General features: G+C 58.0%; 13 protein-coding genes and 1 pseudogene. 9 read left to right on the top strand and 5 right to left on the bottom strand.

Translation table 11 applies throughout. From position 1 onward, the window contains the following. The 3 genes from GX444_07980 to GX444_07970 form a co-directional block, all read left to right on the top strand. A partial coding sequence (locus tag GX444_07980; protein ID NLH48528.1) for a hypothetical protein occupies positions 1 to 714 on the top strand: 714 nt, incomplete at its 5' end. A 7-nt stretch (positions 715 to 721) separates the two neighbouring features. Beyond that, a complete protein-coding gene (locus tag GX444_07975) occupies positions 722 to 2113 on the top strand; it encodes a hypothetical protein (GenBank protein ID NLH48527.1) in 1392 nt (463 codons plus the stop codon). 22 nt (positions 2114 to 2135) lie between these two features. Then, complete coding sequence (locus GX444_07970; GenBank protein NLH48526.1) at positions 2136 to 2978, top strand: formylglycine-generating enzyme family protein; 843 nt, start codon at positions 2136 to 2138, stop codon at positions 2976 to 2978. On the opposite strand, the gene GX444_07965 is transcribed toward GX444_07970, so the two are convergent. Continuing rightward, positions 2916 to 3557, bottom strand: a complete 642-nt coding sequence (locus GX444_07965; protein ID NLH48525.1) for a hypothetical protein — start codon at positions 3555 to 3557, stop codon at positions 2916 to 2918. The genes GX444_07970 and GX444_07965 overlap by 63 nt on opposite strands. Here GX444_07965 and GX444_07960 point away from each other — a divergent pair. Continuing rightward, positions 3546 to 3965 carry a hypothetical protein gene (locus GX444_07960; GenBank protein ID NLH48524.1) on the top strand — a complete coding sequence of 140 codons (420 nt, stop codon included), beginning with the start codon at positions 3546 to 3548 and terminating at the stop codon, positions 3963 to 3965. The two genes, GX444_07965 and GX444_07960, sit on opposite strands and share 12 nt — an antisense overlap. Positions 3966 to 4099: 134 nt before the next feature. Here the strand turns inward: GX444_07960 and GX444_07955 are convergent, their stop codons facing one another. Continuing rightward, positions 4100 to 5560 (bottom strand): MFS transporter, encoded by a 1461-nt coding sequence (locus GX444_07955; GenBank protein NLH48523.1) that lies wholly within the window; start codon positions 5558 to 5560, stop codon positions 4100 to 4102. A gap of 249 nt (positions 5561 to 5809) precedes the next feature. On the opposite strand from GX444_07955, the gene GX444_07950 reads away from it, so the two are divergent. From GX444_07950 to GX444_07930, 5 genes and pseudogenes are all read left to right on the top strand, one after another. Next, positions 5810 to 7333: a hypothetical protein gene (locus GX444_07950; protein NLH48522.1), complete on the top strand. Its 1524-nt coding sequence runs from the start codon at positions 5810 to 5812 to the stop codon at positions 7331 to 7333. A gap of 10 nt (positions 7334 to 7343) precedes the next feature. Beyond that, a pseudogene (locus GX444_07945) lies at positions 7344 to 7764 on the top strand (DUF3795 domain-containing protein). 99 nt (positions 7765 to 7863) lie between these two features. Continuing rightward, a complete protein-coding gene (locus tag GX444_07940; protein NLH48521.1) occupies positions 7864 to 9042 on the top strand; it encodes a trypsin-like serine protease in 1179 nt (392 codons plus the stop codon). 11 nt (positions 9043 to 9053) lie between these two features. Next, positions 9054 to 9305: a hypothetical protein gene (locus tag GX444_07935; protein ID NLH48520.1), complete on the top strand. Its 252-nt coding sequence runs from the start codon at positions 9054 to 9056 to the stop codon at positions 9303 to 9305. A gap of 229 nt (positions 9306 to 9534) precedes the next feature. Next, a complete protein-coding gene (locus GX444_07930) occupies positions 9535 to 11988 on the top strand; it encodes a sodium-translocating pyrophosphatase (GenBank protein NLH48519.1) in 2454 nt (817 codons plus the stop codon). A gap of 90 nt (positions 11989 to 12078) precedes the next feature. Here the strand turns inward: GX444_07930 and GX444_07925 are convergent, their stop codons facing one another. From GX444_07925 to GX444_07915, 3 genes are all read right to left on the bottom strand, one after another. Continuing rightward, complete coding sequence (locus tag GX444_07925) at positions 12079 to 12942, bottom strand: site-specific DNA-methyltransferase (protein NLH48518.1); 864 nt, start codon at positions 12940 to 12942, stop codon at positions 12079 to 12081. Between the two features lie 7 nt (positions 12943 to 12949). Then, a complete protein-coding gene (locus GX444_07920) occupies positions 12950 to 15298 on the bottom strand; it encodes a LysM peptidoglycan-binding domain-containing protein (protein ID NLH48517.1) in 2349 nt (782 codons plus the stop codon). A gap of 132 nt (positions 15299 to 15430) precedes the next feature. Beyond that, on the bottom strand, positions 15431 to 15581 hold a 151-nt coding region (locus GX444_07915), incomplete at its 5' end, for a hypothetical protein (protein NLH48516.1).

The raw sequence follows: 15581 nt of genomic DNA, 5'->3' as shown, positions 1-15581 counted from the left end.
GGCGCGACGGCGCTGAATCCGACGGCGGCCAAGCCGTGTGTGTTGTCGTTCGGCATTTTGCTGCGCGAGACGCGATGCTTCGAGCTGCGCGGGGCGGAACTGGCGCCCGGCTCGGCGCTCGTCAACGGGTTTCACGCGACGCAGAATTGCCGGGCCAAGGCGACGTTCTGCCGCGCCAACAGCGGTTTGATCGGGTTCGGGGCGCGCTACGGATCGGAATTGACGGTGGAGAATAGTTATGCCATGGATTCGTTGACGGGCATTTTGAGCCTCGACGGTTCGCGGGTGTGGGTGAGCGGCGACAACTACGTGCGCAACGCGGTGGGCTTCGGGGTCGGAGCGTTCTACGGTTCGTGGATCTACGTGACGCCGTTCGCGGGCAATGCCTCGTTCGCGCGGCTGGACATCCGGACGACGGCGACGGCCTTGCGGCGCAAGTACGCGGGGATGATGGCCAAGCAGAACTCGACGATTGTCATCTCCGGCCTCGATGACGAGTTGCTGTACCCGGGCGCGGCGCTGGTGCGGATTATCAAGGAAGATTTGCGGGATGTTTCGGAGTACAAGGGTATTACCTTGGAGTCGAAAGCGACTTTAATCGGCGCCGATGGCACCGTGTTTCGCGATCCCGACGTGAATGACGGGAAGGAAACGATTCCTTCAAATCGACAGATTGTCAGTAAAGCCGGTGAAGATTGTACCATCAAAGGTTAGGTAAACCATGGATGATGAAAAATATTTATCCTGGCAAAAAAGCAGGGCGCCGAAGCCGGAATTTCAGCCGTGGATGAAACGAGGTCTTGGGCCCGTGGGCGAGAACCAAATTCCGAGTTTAGCTCCGGGGGTACCGACTTTTGAAAGCAGTCGGCCGATCAAGGATGTTCCCGGTTACGAAGATTGGACCGTAATCAATGGAACTGTAGTGTATTATTATGTGCCGATATCCATCACCTTATCTACAATCCCATTAGACCCGCCACCATATTATGGTTTGGAACCGTTCGATGGTTGGGTCCAATACAGAAAACCAAAACCAACTGAGAATTTGCGCGATATTTTGATTTTCAATCGGCAGAGCCCACAAAACAAATCAAAAAACAAATCCGAATCCAAATCATCGAGTGCTGCAAACCAGCCAATAGCAATTGATCAATCGGTAAGAGAAATATACTCACTAAGAAAAAGACAATTTCTTGTCTGTTTGCACGGTAATGAGTGGGATCGCCAAGAGAGTGCCAAGGGGAAAATTGGTAGTTTCAAGCAAATGGCCGATTTGCATCAACTTATTATTCTGGCCCCTGCTTTCGACCGTTTTTATTTCCCCCAAGATAGCAATTTTCATTATCCGCCCAATTTGCATTTGACTCCTCCATTGACAATGGCTGAATTCAATCAATTGCATCATCATTATGAGGAAAATCCGGAGGAGAAACCGGCGAATTATCGAGAGCCGAATCAGTTTTTATATTTTTTTCATCACCTACTGAATGACGAAAACAATTACAGGTCAGATCTGCGGTTGCTTGAAATTCTTGATGAGTTTAAAAAGGCCATATCGAATGTTGTGCAAGATAGATTCAATATTCTTGGTTATTCCGCAGGAGGCCAATTCATTAGTCGGTTTATGATGGTTTACCCTCAATTGTTGAATAAAATCGCCTTGGGCGCCCCTCGTAGTTATATGTTTCCATTGTCCCAGGAGCCTTTCCCTTACGGTTTGGATTGCACAACAGTTGCTGATGATTTGAAAAGAATTGATTGGACTTCGAACTTGAACAATTTACTGGATCGCCAAATCTTTCTTTTTGCTGGTGTTGGCGATGTTGGGAGCCCGCCCGGAAAAGACAACCAGTCATTAACAGAAGCAGAGTGGCAGGGTGCAAATCATTGGGAGCGGGCGCAGAACTTCTATTTTGAAATGACTCGTGTTGATTATCGTTTGAAACTCTATCGGCTCCGAGATCGGTATAAAGAATTTACGTTAACCTTGGTGCCTTGCCCTGGAGATCACGCTTTAGCGTGGACAACGATGAAGGATTGGCTCAACACGTGTTGGTATCTTTACCCTAGCCAAATCGCGTATCTAGACACGGATAATTGGGTATTTCGGTAGATCGAACGAGTTGGAGTCTGTCATGAAAAAGAATAAATATTCCATATTGTTGCTACTCTTATTCATCATGACAATCATTGCTTGTAATGAGCTAAGCGACGATGATGACAATGACGATAATGACAATGACAATGACAATGATGATAACGACAACGATGACAATGATAACAACGATGACGACAGCACCGACATTGTTGATGCAAATGGAATAACCTGGAAGTTTATTCCGGGTGGTGAATTCATGATGGGCTGCTCCCCGAACGACGAAATGTGCTCTTCCGATGAAAAGCCGGCGCATAAGATAATCCTATCTTCATTTCGTATGTCGGAAACGGAAATAACCTATGAACAATATCGTCTTGGTACAGGCGATCTGGGAATATGGGATCCCTGCATGAATTGTGGCGTTAGGTCGCTTACATGGTATGACGCAAATGAATTTTGCGAGCAAGTTGGCGGTCGTTTGCCTACTGAGGCTGAATGGGAATATGCGGCTAGAGGGGGGACGACAACTCGATACTATTGTGGCGATGATCCGTTCTGTTTGGGAGATATTGCTTGGTTTGATTGGAATGGACGAGAGCAACATCCGGTAAAAGAAAAAGACCCGAATCAATATGGGCTATATGACATGCTTGGCAATATGGAAGAATTTGTAGCAGATTATTACTATGATGATTATTATCAAGAAAGTCCAGTTACTAATCCAAGCGGCCCGGAAAATGGAAGTAATGTAGTTATCCGCGGCGGTTATTATGGAAGTTCCGAAAATGGTTTGCGTGTTTCTCGTCGAGACCGCGTTTCAGGAAGGGATTTTATTTGCGACGATCTGGTCACAATTCGATGTGTGATGGAAGTTCAATAACCGATCTTTTAAGTGTGAAATTGAATCAAATGCTGGATTTAGTGATATCGATACGAATGAGCTAATTGATGCTGTCGGTCGTTTTTTCAATAAAGATCCAAGACAAGGCATTCTTGACAACTTGCCGACACAAATTGGCGGCACACGAATTCCGGGGGAAATTGCGGGTGCGGCGATAGCTGTTGGAGCAATTATAATAATAATTATTATTGTCATGACAAGACAGGATTTGAATGATAATTCTTCAATGGCAATTAATAACGTCCTGCAAACTGTTTTGAGCAATATTCGGGCATAATACAATTTGCGGATAACACCTAACAGAAACAGGGGAGGCACCAAATGAACCGGAAAGTAAAAGTATTGTTTGCCTGTATTTTCGCGCTGACCTGTTTCGCGGGATTTTCCCGAGGCGAGGAAAAGTTTGTTTTCTCGCCTTATTTTTACGGCGGTCCGGCCCTCGGGCTGACGGACATGAGCCAATTCAATGACTAGCCGATCGACGACAAGCTCGCCGATCTGGCCGACCCGTTCGGTTTCAACCTGGCGTTGGGTTTCGATTGGCGAATGGGCAATCATCTGTTCATTCTCGAGGATCGTTTAACCTGGTCGGTCGCGGAAATAGCCCACGATGATTCCTTTGCGGGGCTGAACAATATTCAAATGTGTTTGCTGGGCGGCTACGGGTATCGATTCGGCTGGTTTTCGCCGCGCGTTCATCTCGGTTTGGGCGGCGGTAGTTGGGATTATGTGCTGATCGAGCCGGCCGATAATCGGCGGGTGGAACGCAGCTATCTGGCGCTGACGCCGGGAATCGAATTGCGCGCCAACCTGACCCCTTATTTTTTCCTCAATGCAATCGGCGGTTACGATTATACCTTGGGCATTTCCGATTATTCGCATTCGGGAATCTGGCAAAAAAGCGACTACGATGAAATGAATTTCCATCATCTCTTTTTCGGCTTGAACATCGGCGGGAATTTTTAATCCGCTTTCCCGCCGCTGGTAACATCCAGCAGTGTCGGGATAAGGTTTTCGCCATAACCAAACAAAGCGATCGCCGATCGGGACAATAAAAAGGGCGTCGCGGCCGACGCCCTTTTCCTTTTTCACGCGCGCGATCAGTGCAACTTGGCGTCGCCGTCCTGGATGTTCCAGCGCGCGCCCTGGGTCAGCCAGCCGCGCAGCAGGGCGGCGAGGATCGAACCGCCGATGGCGAACAGGCCGAGAATCAACCACATCGCGGCCGGGGTGTGCCAGTAGTCGAGCAGGTTCTGCTTCATCGCGTCCTGCAAGGGCATCAGCGTGCCCTGGATGTCCACCTTTTCCGGCGACCAGCGAACCAGCATGTGGCCGGACAGGACGCTGACCACCGTCTTGGCGAGGAACCAGGGAACCATCGTCAGGCCGAGGTAGGTGCCTTCCTGTCCCGGTGGCGCGATCGCGGCGGTGTATTCGCTCAGCTTGGGCGACCAGATCACCTCGCCGATGGTCAGGAAGATCATGCAGAGAATGGCCATGAGGTAATGCGCGTTGGCGATGTCGCTGCCGAGGTATTGCCAGGGCAGCGCCATCGGGAACAGCGAGATGGCCGAAACCATCGAGCCGTAAACCAACATGCTGAAGATGTTGAACTTGTTGGTCAGCGGGATGAACAGAATCAAACCGATGACGATGCCGATCGGGTTGATCATGTTCAGGGTGCCGATCGCCGCGTCGGGCCCGATGACCCGCAGCCAGTACTTGGGCATCAACAGGTAGATGTAGGTGAAGACGGCCCGGGTGCCCAGCAGCAGGGCGATGAGGACCAGCAGCCGCCAGAAGGCTTTTTCGCGCACGACCTCGATGGCGATCTGGATCGGGTTCTTGCGTTTGACCTCGACCTCGGTCGTTTTTTCTTCTTCGGTTTCGTTTGGTCCGAGGAGCTGTTTCTCGTTGCGCACCAGCAAGAGGCTGGCGACGATGCACAGGAGGGCGCAGATGACGCCGGCGGTGAAAATATGCGTGTTGGGCAGGTGCAGGATCTTACGCACCAGGTCGATCAGGAAGCCGCCCAGCGCCGCGCCGATGTTCATGAACAGGTACCACAGGTTGAAACCGGCGCTCCGGCTGCGCTTGGAGGTGAAACGTTTGTTGGCCGACTGAAAGATCGTCTGGATGGAGGCCATGAACGGCGCCATCAGGAAGAACAACGCCGTGGCGATGATGCCGCGGTGCGGAATCGCCGGCATCAGTCCGATGACAACCATGGCCAGCCGCAGCACCAGCAGCGACGACAGCGTCAGATACATCGAACGCTTGATGCCCAGCCAGTCGGTGATCATGCCGGAGAAAAAGAGGCAGATCGTCGTGGTGGTGGTGAAAACGGTGATCGCGTACCCCGCCGACTGGTCGCTGAGCCCCAAATCCTCGGAGAGAAAGACCGAGGCGATCGTCAGCATGGCGAAGTAAAAGGTGCAATCCAGAAAGTTGATGACCTGAATGCCCCAGTACTCGGCCTTGGTCTCCTTCAGGACGTTGAAATCCCGAAAGTAGCCCAGGATCATTTCCTTGGCCGACTGTTTGGCTGCCGTTTCGCTCATGAGCGCTCCTTGAAGCTGATGGTGAGTGGTAAGAAAAATCGCGCGAACAACGCCGGGCGCGGCTTGCCGGTTGTCTGGTCGATCGGCGGAAAACAGGTCTTTTTCAAGTAATCAATCACCTGTCGCGGCATTTCTTCCGGGTTGATTTCGCGCCATCATCCGGCAATCGAAACGGAGCGTCAAGAAGATTTCTTGTTGGCCCGGCCCTTCGCCGCTATACTGTCCCGATCGCGAAAAGGATGAAGTCGGATGCGCTTTTTCCCCCGGCATGCAAAAGGCCCGGACGTCGATTCAGAACCGGCGGCGGTTGTTTTTTCCCATGCCGCCGGCTGGTGGACCGTGGCGCTGACCGGACTGGGCATCCTGATCGGTTCGTTGCACGCCGTCCTGGGCGGTTGGAGCCTGAGTTTCGACGCCTGCCAGATCCTGGACGAGGCCGGCCGGATCGCGGGCGAACGGCAGCCGTCGTGGCGCGGGCTGTTTTTCTTCGAGACCTTTCGCCTGGGACCGCTCGTCAACTACCTGGCGGCTCTGCCGTTAGGGCTGACACGCCGCTGGTCGGCGGTTTATGCCTTGGCGAACCTTTTCGCCGTTTTGTCGCTGCCCCTCTATTTTCAAACGCTACGGCGATATCGCTCCTGGCGCACGGCTGTGCTGCTGACTCTGCTCTACCTGATTTCTCCGGCGTTTCTGACGCGGTGGTCGGCGCAGCTCAACGAATGTTTTCTCACGCCGTTTTGTCCGGCGGCCGCTTTCTGCCTCCTGGAGGGGATCAAGCGCCGTGGTTATCGCGCGGCTTTTTATCTGCTGGTCGCGGTCATGGGCCAACTCCATATCACCAGTTTCTTTTTATTACCCGGCGCCTGGCTGGTCTGGTGGCGGTTCGGTGGGCGGCGGTTTTCGATCGCGGTTCATTTGCCGGCGATGGCGCTAACCGTCCTGTCCACGGCGGTTTTCTGGATCGGGAACGGGGCTTTTTCCGGGTTCGAGGCCAGCCGGTTTTTGGGATTCGGCCGCGTAAATCCCTTGGTGATTCTTCTCAATTTGCTGTCTTGCCTGGCAAACCTGGCGGTGATTCTGCCGGCGGTGGTGATCGTTTCGGCCTGGGTCGGTTTTTCTCGCCGGCGATTGACGGAATGCAGGCCGGATCAAACGGCTCAAGCCTCTCTGTGGGTGATCGGATTCTATTTCATGATTTTAGCGATCGCCGGAACGACCAAGAAAGGGATCGGCGGGAATTACTTTTTTCCGCTGTTGCCGTTCATTTTGCTTCTGCTCGGGCAAGGCTTCGATTGGATCGACCGCGATTTTTCCCGTCCCGCGAAAATCTTCCTGGCGGCGGTGACGGTGTCGATCAGCCTGGCAGTCGGCGTCGGCGGGATTTTCTACAATTTGCAGGCGTTCTCGCAGAATCATTCCATCCGAGCCGTTGCCGAACAGGAAGAGTACTATTCGCGCCTCGCCGGCTTGTTGAAGCGGCAACAAGTGCCGTTGGAACAGGTGGAAGAGCGGCTGCTTTATCGCGAAGGCGGTGAAACGTCGACGGCGGTGGTGCCGGACGAATGCCGCGCCGCGTGGTCCCGGATCAATGGCCTCGCCTGGCAACCCGCTTTGACGAAGGAAAAACGGGCCATCGTCTGGATGGTTGCGGCGAAAGACCGCCCCCGGTTGCTCGCGAAAAAATCGTTTGACGCCGCAGCTTGTCCAAGTTTTCTAGAAACCGCGGCGGCGAGTTTTTATTTTTGTCCGCCGGCGGCCGGCGATCATCAGTGAGGGAACCGGTATGCAGACTCGATTGATCGCTCCTTGCGGGATGAACTGCGCCAACCTGCCTTGGCTACTTGCGTGAAAAAAATCACTGCCCGGGCTGCGCTTCCACCGACCTGGATTTCCGTCGCCGCTGCCGGATCGCCAATTGCGACCGGCGCCGGCGCCGGTTCTGCACCGATTGCGACGGCTTTCCGTGCGCCCGCCTGAAACAATTGGATAAACGCTACCGGTCGCGCTACGGCATAAGCATGCTCGACAACCTGACGGCCATCGCCGAAAAGGGCGTCCGGCGATTCGTCGCCGCGGAAAAATCCCGTTGGGCCTGTCCGGCATGCGGCGAAACGCTTTGCGTCCATCGCCCGTTCTGCCTGAAATGCGGCGCGCCGCGGACGATTCGGAAGTACGATCCAGTCAAACCGGCGCGAAAGAAATGAAACCGGGTTGGCCGCCGCGATTTCCATGCTAAGATGGCCTGGCTTCACGGTTCGAACCGGCGAAGCCTTTCATTAATTCAGACAGGTGGTTGGCGAATGATGAAGCGGATGGTTCAGATTTTGCTGGTTGTCTTGTTGGGCTTCGGCCTTTCGGGTTGCTTTTTTGCCTATCGCGCGCCGGTGGACGACGGGGCGACGCCCGTCGTCGATCGCCAGCCGCGCGGGCTGCCGGGCTACCCTGAAAAAATCTGGACCGACGCGCCGGACGACAACGGTCAGGCCATGCCGCTGGCCAGCGACACCTTCGTCAAACTGGCCGGACGCGCGAATCCGGCGGTGGTCAACATTTTCACCGAAACCAACATCCGCACGCGCGTCGGCGATCCGCTGGGCCTGTTCACCATCCGGACGCCGAACCTGGATTTCAACGCCAACGCCCTGGGCACCGGATTTCTCATCAGCCCCGACGGCTTTTTGCTGACCAACGCCCACGTCGTCGCGTCGGCGGACGAGGTGAAGGTTTACTTGTGGAACGAGAGCGAGGTCAAAACGGCCCAGGTCGTCGGGATCGATCGCGTTTCCGACCTGGCGCTGCTGAAGATTTCGCACTCGAAACCACTGCCGTTCCTGCAACTGGCCGATTCCGATTCGGTCGAGGTCGGCGAAATGGCCGTCGCCATCGGCAACCCGTTCGGCCTGAATCACAGCCTGACCGACGGCCTGATCAGCGCCAAGCATCGCCGCCTGCACGAGGGCAAGGCGGGCCAGTATGAGGACTTTCTGCAAACCAGCGCCCAGATCAATCCCGGCAACAGCGGCGGGCCGCTACTCGATCTGCACGGCGCGGTGGTCGGCGTGAACACGGCGATCATCGCCGGCGGGCAGGGCATCGGTTTCGCGGTGCCGAGCAACCTGGCGAAGGAAGTCGTGCCGCATTTGCTCAGCTATGGCCGGGTGCGGGCCTCGTACATCGGGATCGAAGTGGGCGAGGTTACGCCCGACCTGGCCAAGCGAATGGAATTGAGCGAAGCCCGGGGCGGGGTCGTCACCGATGTGATCGCCGCCGGCCCGGCCGAGCGGGCCGGATTGGCGAAAAACGATATTATTCTGGCGGTCAACAAGACCCAGGTGCACGACGCGGCCGCCCTGGCCCGGACCGTGAGCCTGCTGATCGCCGATCGCCCGGCCGTCCTGACGGTTTTGCGCGGCGGAAAACAAATTAAAATAACGCTGACGCCGATCATGGCCCCGGCGGACCGGGAAACCGGGCGAAAATAAAATTTCGTTTCGTGGCGATGCGCCGATCATTCCCAAATAGCCGTTTCTCGTTCTTTTATCCACGCCGGCAGCGGTCGTTTCGTCTAGAAACAACCGGTCGGAACGCGATCGTTTTTCGCCGCCGCGACAAGATCAACAAAACTGCGAAAGGCGAGGCAATCGCCGGGATTGCCAAGCGAATGTTGCTTGATTTTCTTTCCGGCGCGGCCGATTGCAAGGTTGTCGAACAACGGTGGTGGAATAAGTTATTCGTCGATGCGTAGGAGCGTCCGGCGCGCCGTCTCCGGAACTGAATGGCCATTCATTCATTGGCATTTTCCCCATTGACAACCGGGTCTGACTGCTATTAAATACGCCGCGACCAAGCAACCTAATTAAGTGCATCAGTTGCGGCAAATTCGGGTATGAAGAACCGAAATTTTAGATTGTCCGGTTAATAAACCGATCTGAAGTGTTTTCTTCATTGATTCACGTCTTGTGAAGGAGGGAGTCATGAATTTTATCCGTTCCCCTTGGGCGCGTAGGCTCGCCGCGACGGCGATTCTGCTCGTCCTGCTGCTCGCCGCCAACCTGGCGTTGGCCAGCGAAGCCGACCTCATCGTTCCCGATCTGAGCAGTCAAACGTTCATGGGCGGCATTCCTGGCAGCACGCTGCTTTGGATCGGCCTGATCATCTGCTTCCTCGGCATCGGTTTCGGCATGATGCAGTTCATGCAAATCCGCAATTTGCCGGTGCACAAAGCCATGCTCGAAATCTCCGAGCTGATTTATGAAACCTGCAAAACCTACCTGATCACCCAAGGGAAGTTCATTGCGATTTTGTGGGCGTTCATCGCCGCGATCATGATCGTCTATTTCGGCTTCCTGCGCAGCATGAACCTGCTGCAGGTGATCATCATCGTCTTCTTCAGCATCGTCGGTATTCTCGGCAGCTACACGGTGGCCTGGTTCGGCATCCGGATCAACACCTTCGCCAACAGCCGCACCGCGTTCGCCGGCCTGGAAGGCAAGCCCTTCCCGACGATGGCGATCCCCCTGAAATCCGGCATGAGCATCGGCATGTTGCTGATCAGCATCGAGCTGGTGATCATGCTCTTCATCCTGCTGGTGATCCCGGGCGACTACGCCGGCCCGTGCTTCATCGGCTTCGCGATCGGCGAATCGCTCGGCGCCGCGGCCCTGCGTATCGCCGGTGGTATCTTCACCAAGATCGCCGACATCGGCTCCGACCTGATGAAAATCGTCTTCAAAATCAAAGAAGACGACGCGCGCAACCCGGGCGTCATCGCCGACTGCACCGGCGACAACGCGGGCGACTCGGTCGGCCCGACCGCCGACGGTTTCGAGACCTACGGCGTCACCGGCGTGGCCTTGATCACCTTCATCCTGCTGGCGATCAACGAAGGCACGGCGGGCGCCGCCTTCCAGTCGATCCAGATCCAATTGCTGGTGTGGATCTTCGTGATGCGCATCGGCATGATCATCACCAGCGCCCTGGCGTACTTCATCAACGGCCTGATCGCCAAAGCCCGCTTCGGCACGGCCGCGAAATTCAACTTCGAAATTCCGTTGACCAGCCTGGTGTGGATCGCCTCGATCGTCTCGATCGCGATGACCTACGTCCTCTCCTTCGCGCTGGTGCCGACGCTCGGCGACGGCACGCTGTGGTGGAAGCTGGCCTCGATCATCACCTGCGGCACCCTGGCCGGCGCGATCATTCCGGAATTCGTGAAAATCTTCACCTCGACCCACTCGGGCCACGTGAAAGAAGTCGTCACCGCTTCCCGCGAGGGCGGCGCTTCGTTGAACATTCTGTCGGGCCTCGTGGCCGGCAACTTCAGCGCCTACTGGATGGGCTTCGCGATCATCGTGCTGATGGGCGCCGCGTGGGCGGTCAGCACGCTCGGCCTCTCCAGCATCATGGGCGCGCCGGCGATCTTCGCGTTCGGTCTGGTGGCGTTCGGCTTCCTGGGCATGGGCCCGGTGACCATCGCCGTCGACTCGTACGGCCCCGTCACCGACAACGCGCAATCGGTGTTCGAACTGTCGACCATCGAAACGCTGCCGGGCGTCAAGGACGAGATTAAAAAGACCTTCGGCTTCACTCCGAACTTCGAGAAAGCCAAGGAGTACCTCGAAGAGAACGACGGCGCGGGCAACACCTTCAAGGCGACCGCCAAGCCGGTGCTGATCGGCACCGCGGTGGTCGGCGCGACCACGCTGATCTTCTCGATCATCCAGTTGCTCAACGGCAAGTTCGGCGCGATGCAGGTCTCGGAAGGCCTGTCGATCCTCAACCCGCTGTTCCTGCTGGGCTTGATCACGGGCGGCGCGGTGATCTTCTGGTTCGCCGGCGCTTCGATTCAAGCGGTGTCGACCGGCGCCTACCGCGCGGTCGAGTTCATCAAGAAGAACATCAAGCTGGACGGCTCGGCGGAAAAGGCCTCGATCTCCGACAGCAAGAAGGTCGTCGAAATCTGCACGCAGTACGCGCAGAAGGGCATGTTCAATATCTTCCTGGCGGTCTTTTTCAGCACGCTGGCCTTCGCCTGCCTGAACCACTATTACTTCATCGGCTACCTGATTTCGATCGCGGTCTTCGGTCTGTATCAGGCGATCTTCATGGCGAACGCCGGCGGCGCCTGGGACAACGCGAAGAAACTGGTCGAAACCGAATTGAACATGAAGGGCACCCCGCTGCACGATGCGACCGTCGTCGGCGACACCGTCGGCGATCCCTTCAAAGACACCTCGTCGGTGGCCATGAACCCGATCATCAAGTTCACGACCCTGTTCGGTTTGCTGGCTCTCGAACTGGCGATCACCATCGAGTCGACCGGCACCAAGGTCGTTCTGGCGGGGATCTTCTTCCTTTGCTCGCTGGTCTTCGTCTACCGTAGCTTCTACGGCATGCGGATTCCGGTGCTGGAGAAGGAAGGCAAGTAAGCGACGATTGCTTGGTTGATGATTCAGGGCGCGGGCGACCGCGCCCTGATTTTTTTTTAATCCGCTGGAGTCAAAAGCAACGAAGCGGGCTTACGCTTTTTCCTGGGCGGCTTTGGCCGGCCAGCCGATCCATTCCAGGTTCGGGACGGCGGCGAAACGCCGGGACATGACCTCGAGGGCAGTCGGATTGTTGTCGATCAGGATGAAGCGCCGGCCCTTTTCCAGGGCGGCTTCGCCCGTGGTGCCGCTGCCGGCGAAGAAGTCGATCACCAAGTCGCCGGGATCGGAGGACGCCAGGACGATCCGGCGCAGGATGCCCAGCGGCTTCTGCGTCGGGTAGCCGGTTTTTTCCTTGCTGTTGGTGCCGACGATCGTGTGCCACCACACGTCGGTGGGCAGCTTGCCGCGCGCCGCCTTTTCGGGGCCGACCAGCCCCGGCGCCATGTAGGGGATGCGGTCGATCGCGTCGTAGTTGAACCGGTATTGCCGCGGATCCTTGACGTAGACGAGCAGATTGTCGTGTTTCGGCGGCCATTTCTTGCGCGTGCGCGCGCCGTAGTCGTAGGCCCAAATGATTTCGTTGAGAAAACAGGCACGGCCGAAAATCTCGTCGAGCAGCACCTTGCAGTAATGGACCTCGCGGTAATCGATGTGAAAATACAGGCTGCCGTGCGGTGCCAGCAGGCGGTGCGCCTCGCGCAGCCGCGGCGTGAGAAACGACAGGTAGTCGTCGAAATTGTCGTTGTAGGATTTGGTGCCGAGGCGCCGCGTCACGTAGCGCTTGCCGCCGAAACCCGTGCGGTCGCCGCCCGCCGCCCGGCTGGTCAGCAGTTCGACGCGGTCGCGCTGCTTGCCGGTGTTGAACGGCGGATCGATGTAGATCAGCGCCGCCGAGGCGGCGGGCAACGTTTTGAGAACGGCGAGATTGTCGCCAAAATAAATTCGGTTTTTCATCGCCCCGCTACTTCTTCACCTGCACCTTGAGCGACTGCCCGACGGCGAGCGGCGCGCCGCGGCGAATCCGGTTCCACTTTTCCAGGTCGCCGACGGTGCAGTTGAAATGGTCGGCGATGCTCGTCAGGGTATCGCCGGGCCGCACCTTGTATTGAATCCAAATATCCTTACCCTTCCCGGCGGGAATCGTCAACTTTTGCCCTGCTTTCAGCGGGCTTTTGGTCGACAGCTTGTTGGCCGCGGCCAGTTCCTTGACGGTAACGCCGAAGCGTTTGGCGAGCTTGGCAAGGGTGTCGCCGGTTTTGACCGTGTAAGGTTTTCCCGACGGCGGCGCGGCGGTTTTTTCGCCAGGCGCGGGAATCGTCAGGATTTGCCCGGCTTGCAAAGAGGTTGGGTCGGTGAGTTGGTTCGCGGCCATCAGGGCGGCGACGCTGACGCCGTTGTCGGCGGCGATGCGGGTGATGTTCTCGCCGCGCTGCACCTGGTGGGTTTTGGCTTCCGGCGCGAGCGGCCGGCCTTTACCCGGGATCTGCAGCACGGCGCCCGGGTAGATGGTCGCGCCGGCTCCCAGGCCGTTGGCCGCCGCGAGATCGGCGGTGGCGACGCCGAAGCGCTTGGCGATCTCGCCGAGCGTATCGCCGCGCATCACCGTATAGCGGACCGGGGCGGGCTGGTCGGGCGCCTCGCCCAGGTTGATGTTCAGCTTCTGGCCCGGCCGGATGCGGTTGCCGGGGCCGATCTGCCCCTGGTTCCAGCGCTTCAGGTCGTCGACCGAGACGTCGTAGTCCTGGGCGATCGACCACAGGTTGTCGCGGCTGCGGACGGTGTGGACGATCTTTTTCGGCGCGGCGCGGCGGCTCGCCGGGGGCGGCGGGGCGGCCGGGGCGCCGGGTCCGGGTTCCAGCGTGGCCAGCACCTCTTCCTCGCGCTGGCGCTCCTGGAAATCGGCCAGGGCCTTGGTGTTGTCGGCGCCGACCGGCACCATGATGACTTCGCCCTCGTCGGGCAGGTGATCGGCCAGCGAGTCGTTGACGGCCATCAGTTGCTCGACGCCGACGCCGTAGCGGCCGGCGACCTGGGCGACGGTTTCGCCCTTTTTCATCCGGTGGGCCAGCCAGACGACCGACGAGCTTTGCAGCAGGCGGTCGAGGTTCGCCACCAGCTTGTCGCGCGAGCCGGCGGGCAGGTGCACGTTCCACGGCCGGTCGGGCGGGGTGGCCTTGCGGATCAGGGCGCGGTTGAGGTTGTTGATCCCCTCCGGATGCTCGCCGATCGCGCCGGCGATGCTCGCCAGCGGCAGCGAGCCGCGGATGGTGATGTCGTCGAAGCGCGGCGGATCGTCGGGCGGCACGGTGAAGCCGTAGTGCTTCGGGTTGTAGTAGATGATCATCGCCGCGATCCACTTGGGCACGTAGTCCATCGTTTCGGGATGCAGCTTGAGCCGCCAGAAATCGCTCGTTCCGCCGGCCTTGCGGATGGCCTTTTTCACGTTGCCCGGGCCGGTGTTGTAGGAGGCGACGGCCAGCTCGATGTCGCCGTCGAAGGTCTGCAGCGAATCGCGGAAATACCGCGCGGCGGCGTCGGTGGCCTTGATCCAGTCGAGGCGCTCATCGACCCAGCGGTCCTGGTCCAGCCCGTAGGCGCGGCCGGTCGCCGGCATGAACTGCCACATGCCGGCGGCGCCGGTGCGGCTGACGGCGATTTCGGAGAAGCCCGATTCGATCAGTGCGACGCAGAACAGTTCGGCGGGCAGGTTGCGCCCGGCCAGGAGGCGGCTGATGGTGTCGCGGTAGGCGGCGCTACGGTCGAGGTAGCGCTGAAACAATTCGCGGCCGCGGTCGGTGCGGGTGAAGACGGCCAGTTGCCGGGCGATGCGCTTTTGGGCGGCCGGGCTCAGGCGGGAGACGTAGCGTTGGATGCTGGGAATCGAGCGGGCGGCCTCGACGTCGGCGAGGTCCTGCGCGGTGGCCTCTGGCGTGGTCAGGATGAGCGAAATCGCCTCCGAGGCCGGCCGCTTTTCCGGCTCGATCAGCTCGTCCAGCAGCGTCAGCAGCAGTTCGTATTCCTCGGCGAGTTGTTCGCGCTGCCGCTCGGTGCCCTGAAAGGTCAGGATCAGCCGGCGCGCCTCGTCGATCTTGTCCTGCGCCGCGTCGTTCTTGCCGCGCTTGCTCTGCTCCACCGCCTGCCGCGCCAGGGTGCGGATGTGCTCGCGGAGGGATTCGAAATCGCCGGTCCACTGGGTGACGGCCGGCCCTTCGGGCGGGGCGAGCAGTTCGTCGAGCGACGGCGCACCGCGCCGCGTCGTCGCGCACGCCGCCACGAGCGCGGGCAGAAGAAACACGAGCAGGATTCGCACGATTGAATGACGCATCGGGGACAATTTAGGTAAAAGCGACGCGTGACGCAATGAGAATCCGTCGGGGTGAGTGTCGAAGAACCTTTTTACAGGCCGTCGTTATAGTGGACTGAGCTAGAAAGTATCAGAACCTTATTCCTCGCCGATCATGTCGCCCGCGGTGCCCTGATCGGCGAAGCCGTAAATCTTCCACAACCACGGCCCGGGAATCCTTGTCCACGTCTCGCCGTCGTAATGCATGACGCCCTTGTATGGGCCGACGACGTAGACATCGCCGCCGGGG

The sequence above is a fragment of the Myxococcales bacterium genome (assembly GCA_012517325.1).
Taxonomy (GTDB): domain Bacteria; phylum Lernaellota; class Lernaellaia; order Lernaellales; family Lernaellaceae; genus JAAYVF01.
Note: the sequence above shows the minus strand (reverse complement) of the source record. Positions and strands in the feature narration are given on the sequence as shown.

Bases quoted from the DNA above. Each gene is read 5' to 3' on its own strand.
- GX444_07975 (NLH48527.1), top strand. From the start codon at position 722: ATGGATGATGAAAAATATTTATCCTGGCAAAAAAGCAGGGCGCCGAAG.
- GX444_07970 (NLH48526.1), top strand. From the start codon at position 2,136: ATGAAAAAGAATAAATATTCCATATTGTTGCTACTCTTATTCATCATG.
- GX444_07960 (NLH48524.1), top strand. From the start codon at position 3,546: ATGGGCAATCATCTGTTCATTCTCGAGGATCGTTTAACCTGGTCGGTC.
- GX444_07965 (NLH48525.1), bottom strand. From the start codon at position 3,557: ATGATTGCCCATTCGCCAATCGAAACCCAACGCCAGGTTGAAACCGAA.
- GX444_07955 (NLH48523.1), bottom strand. From the start codon at position 5,560: ATGAGCGAAACGGCAGCCAAACAGTCGGCCAAGGAAATGATCCTGGGC.
- GX444_07950 (NLH48522.1), top strand. From the start codon at position 5,810: ATGCGCTTTTTCCCCCGGCATGCAAAAGGCCCGGACGTCGATTCAGAA.
- GX444_07940 (NLH48521.1), top strand. From the start codon at position 7,864: ATGAAGCGGATGGTTCAGATTTTGCTGGTTGTCTTGTTGGGCTTCGGC.
- GX444_07930 (NLH48519.1), top strand. From the start codon at position 9,535: ATGAATTTTATCCGTTCCCCTTGGGCGCGTAGGCTCGCCGCGACGGCG.
- GX444_07925 (NLH48518.1), bottom strand. From the start codon at position 12,942: ATGAAAAACCGAATTTATTTTGGCGACAATCTCGCCGTTCTCAAAACG.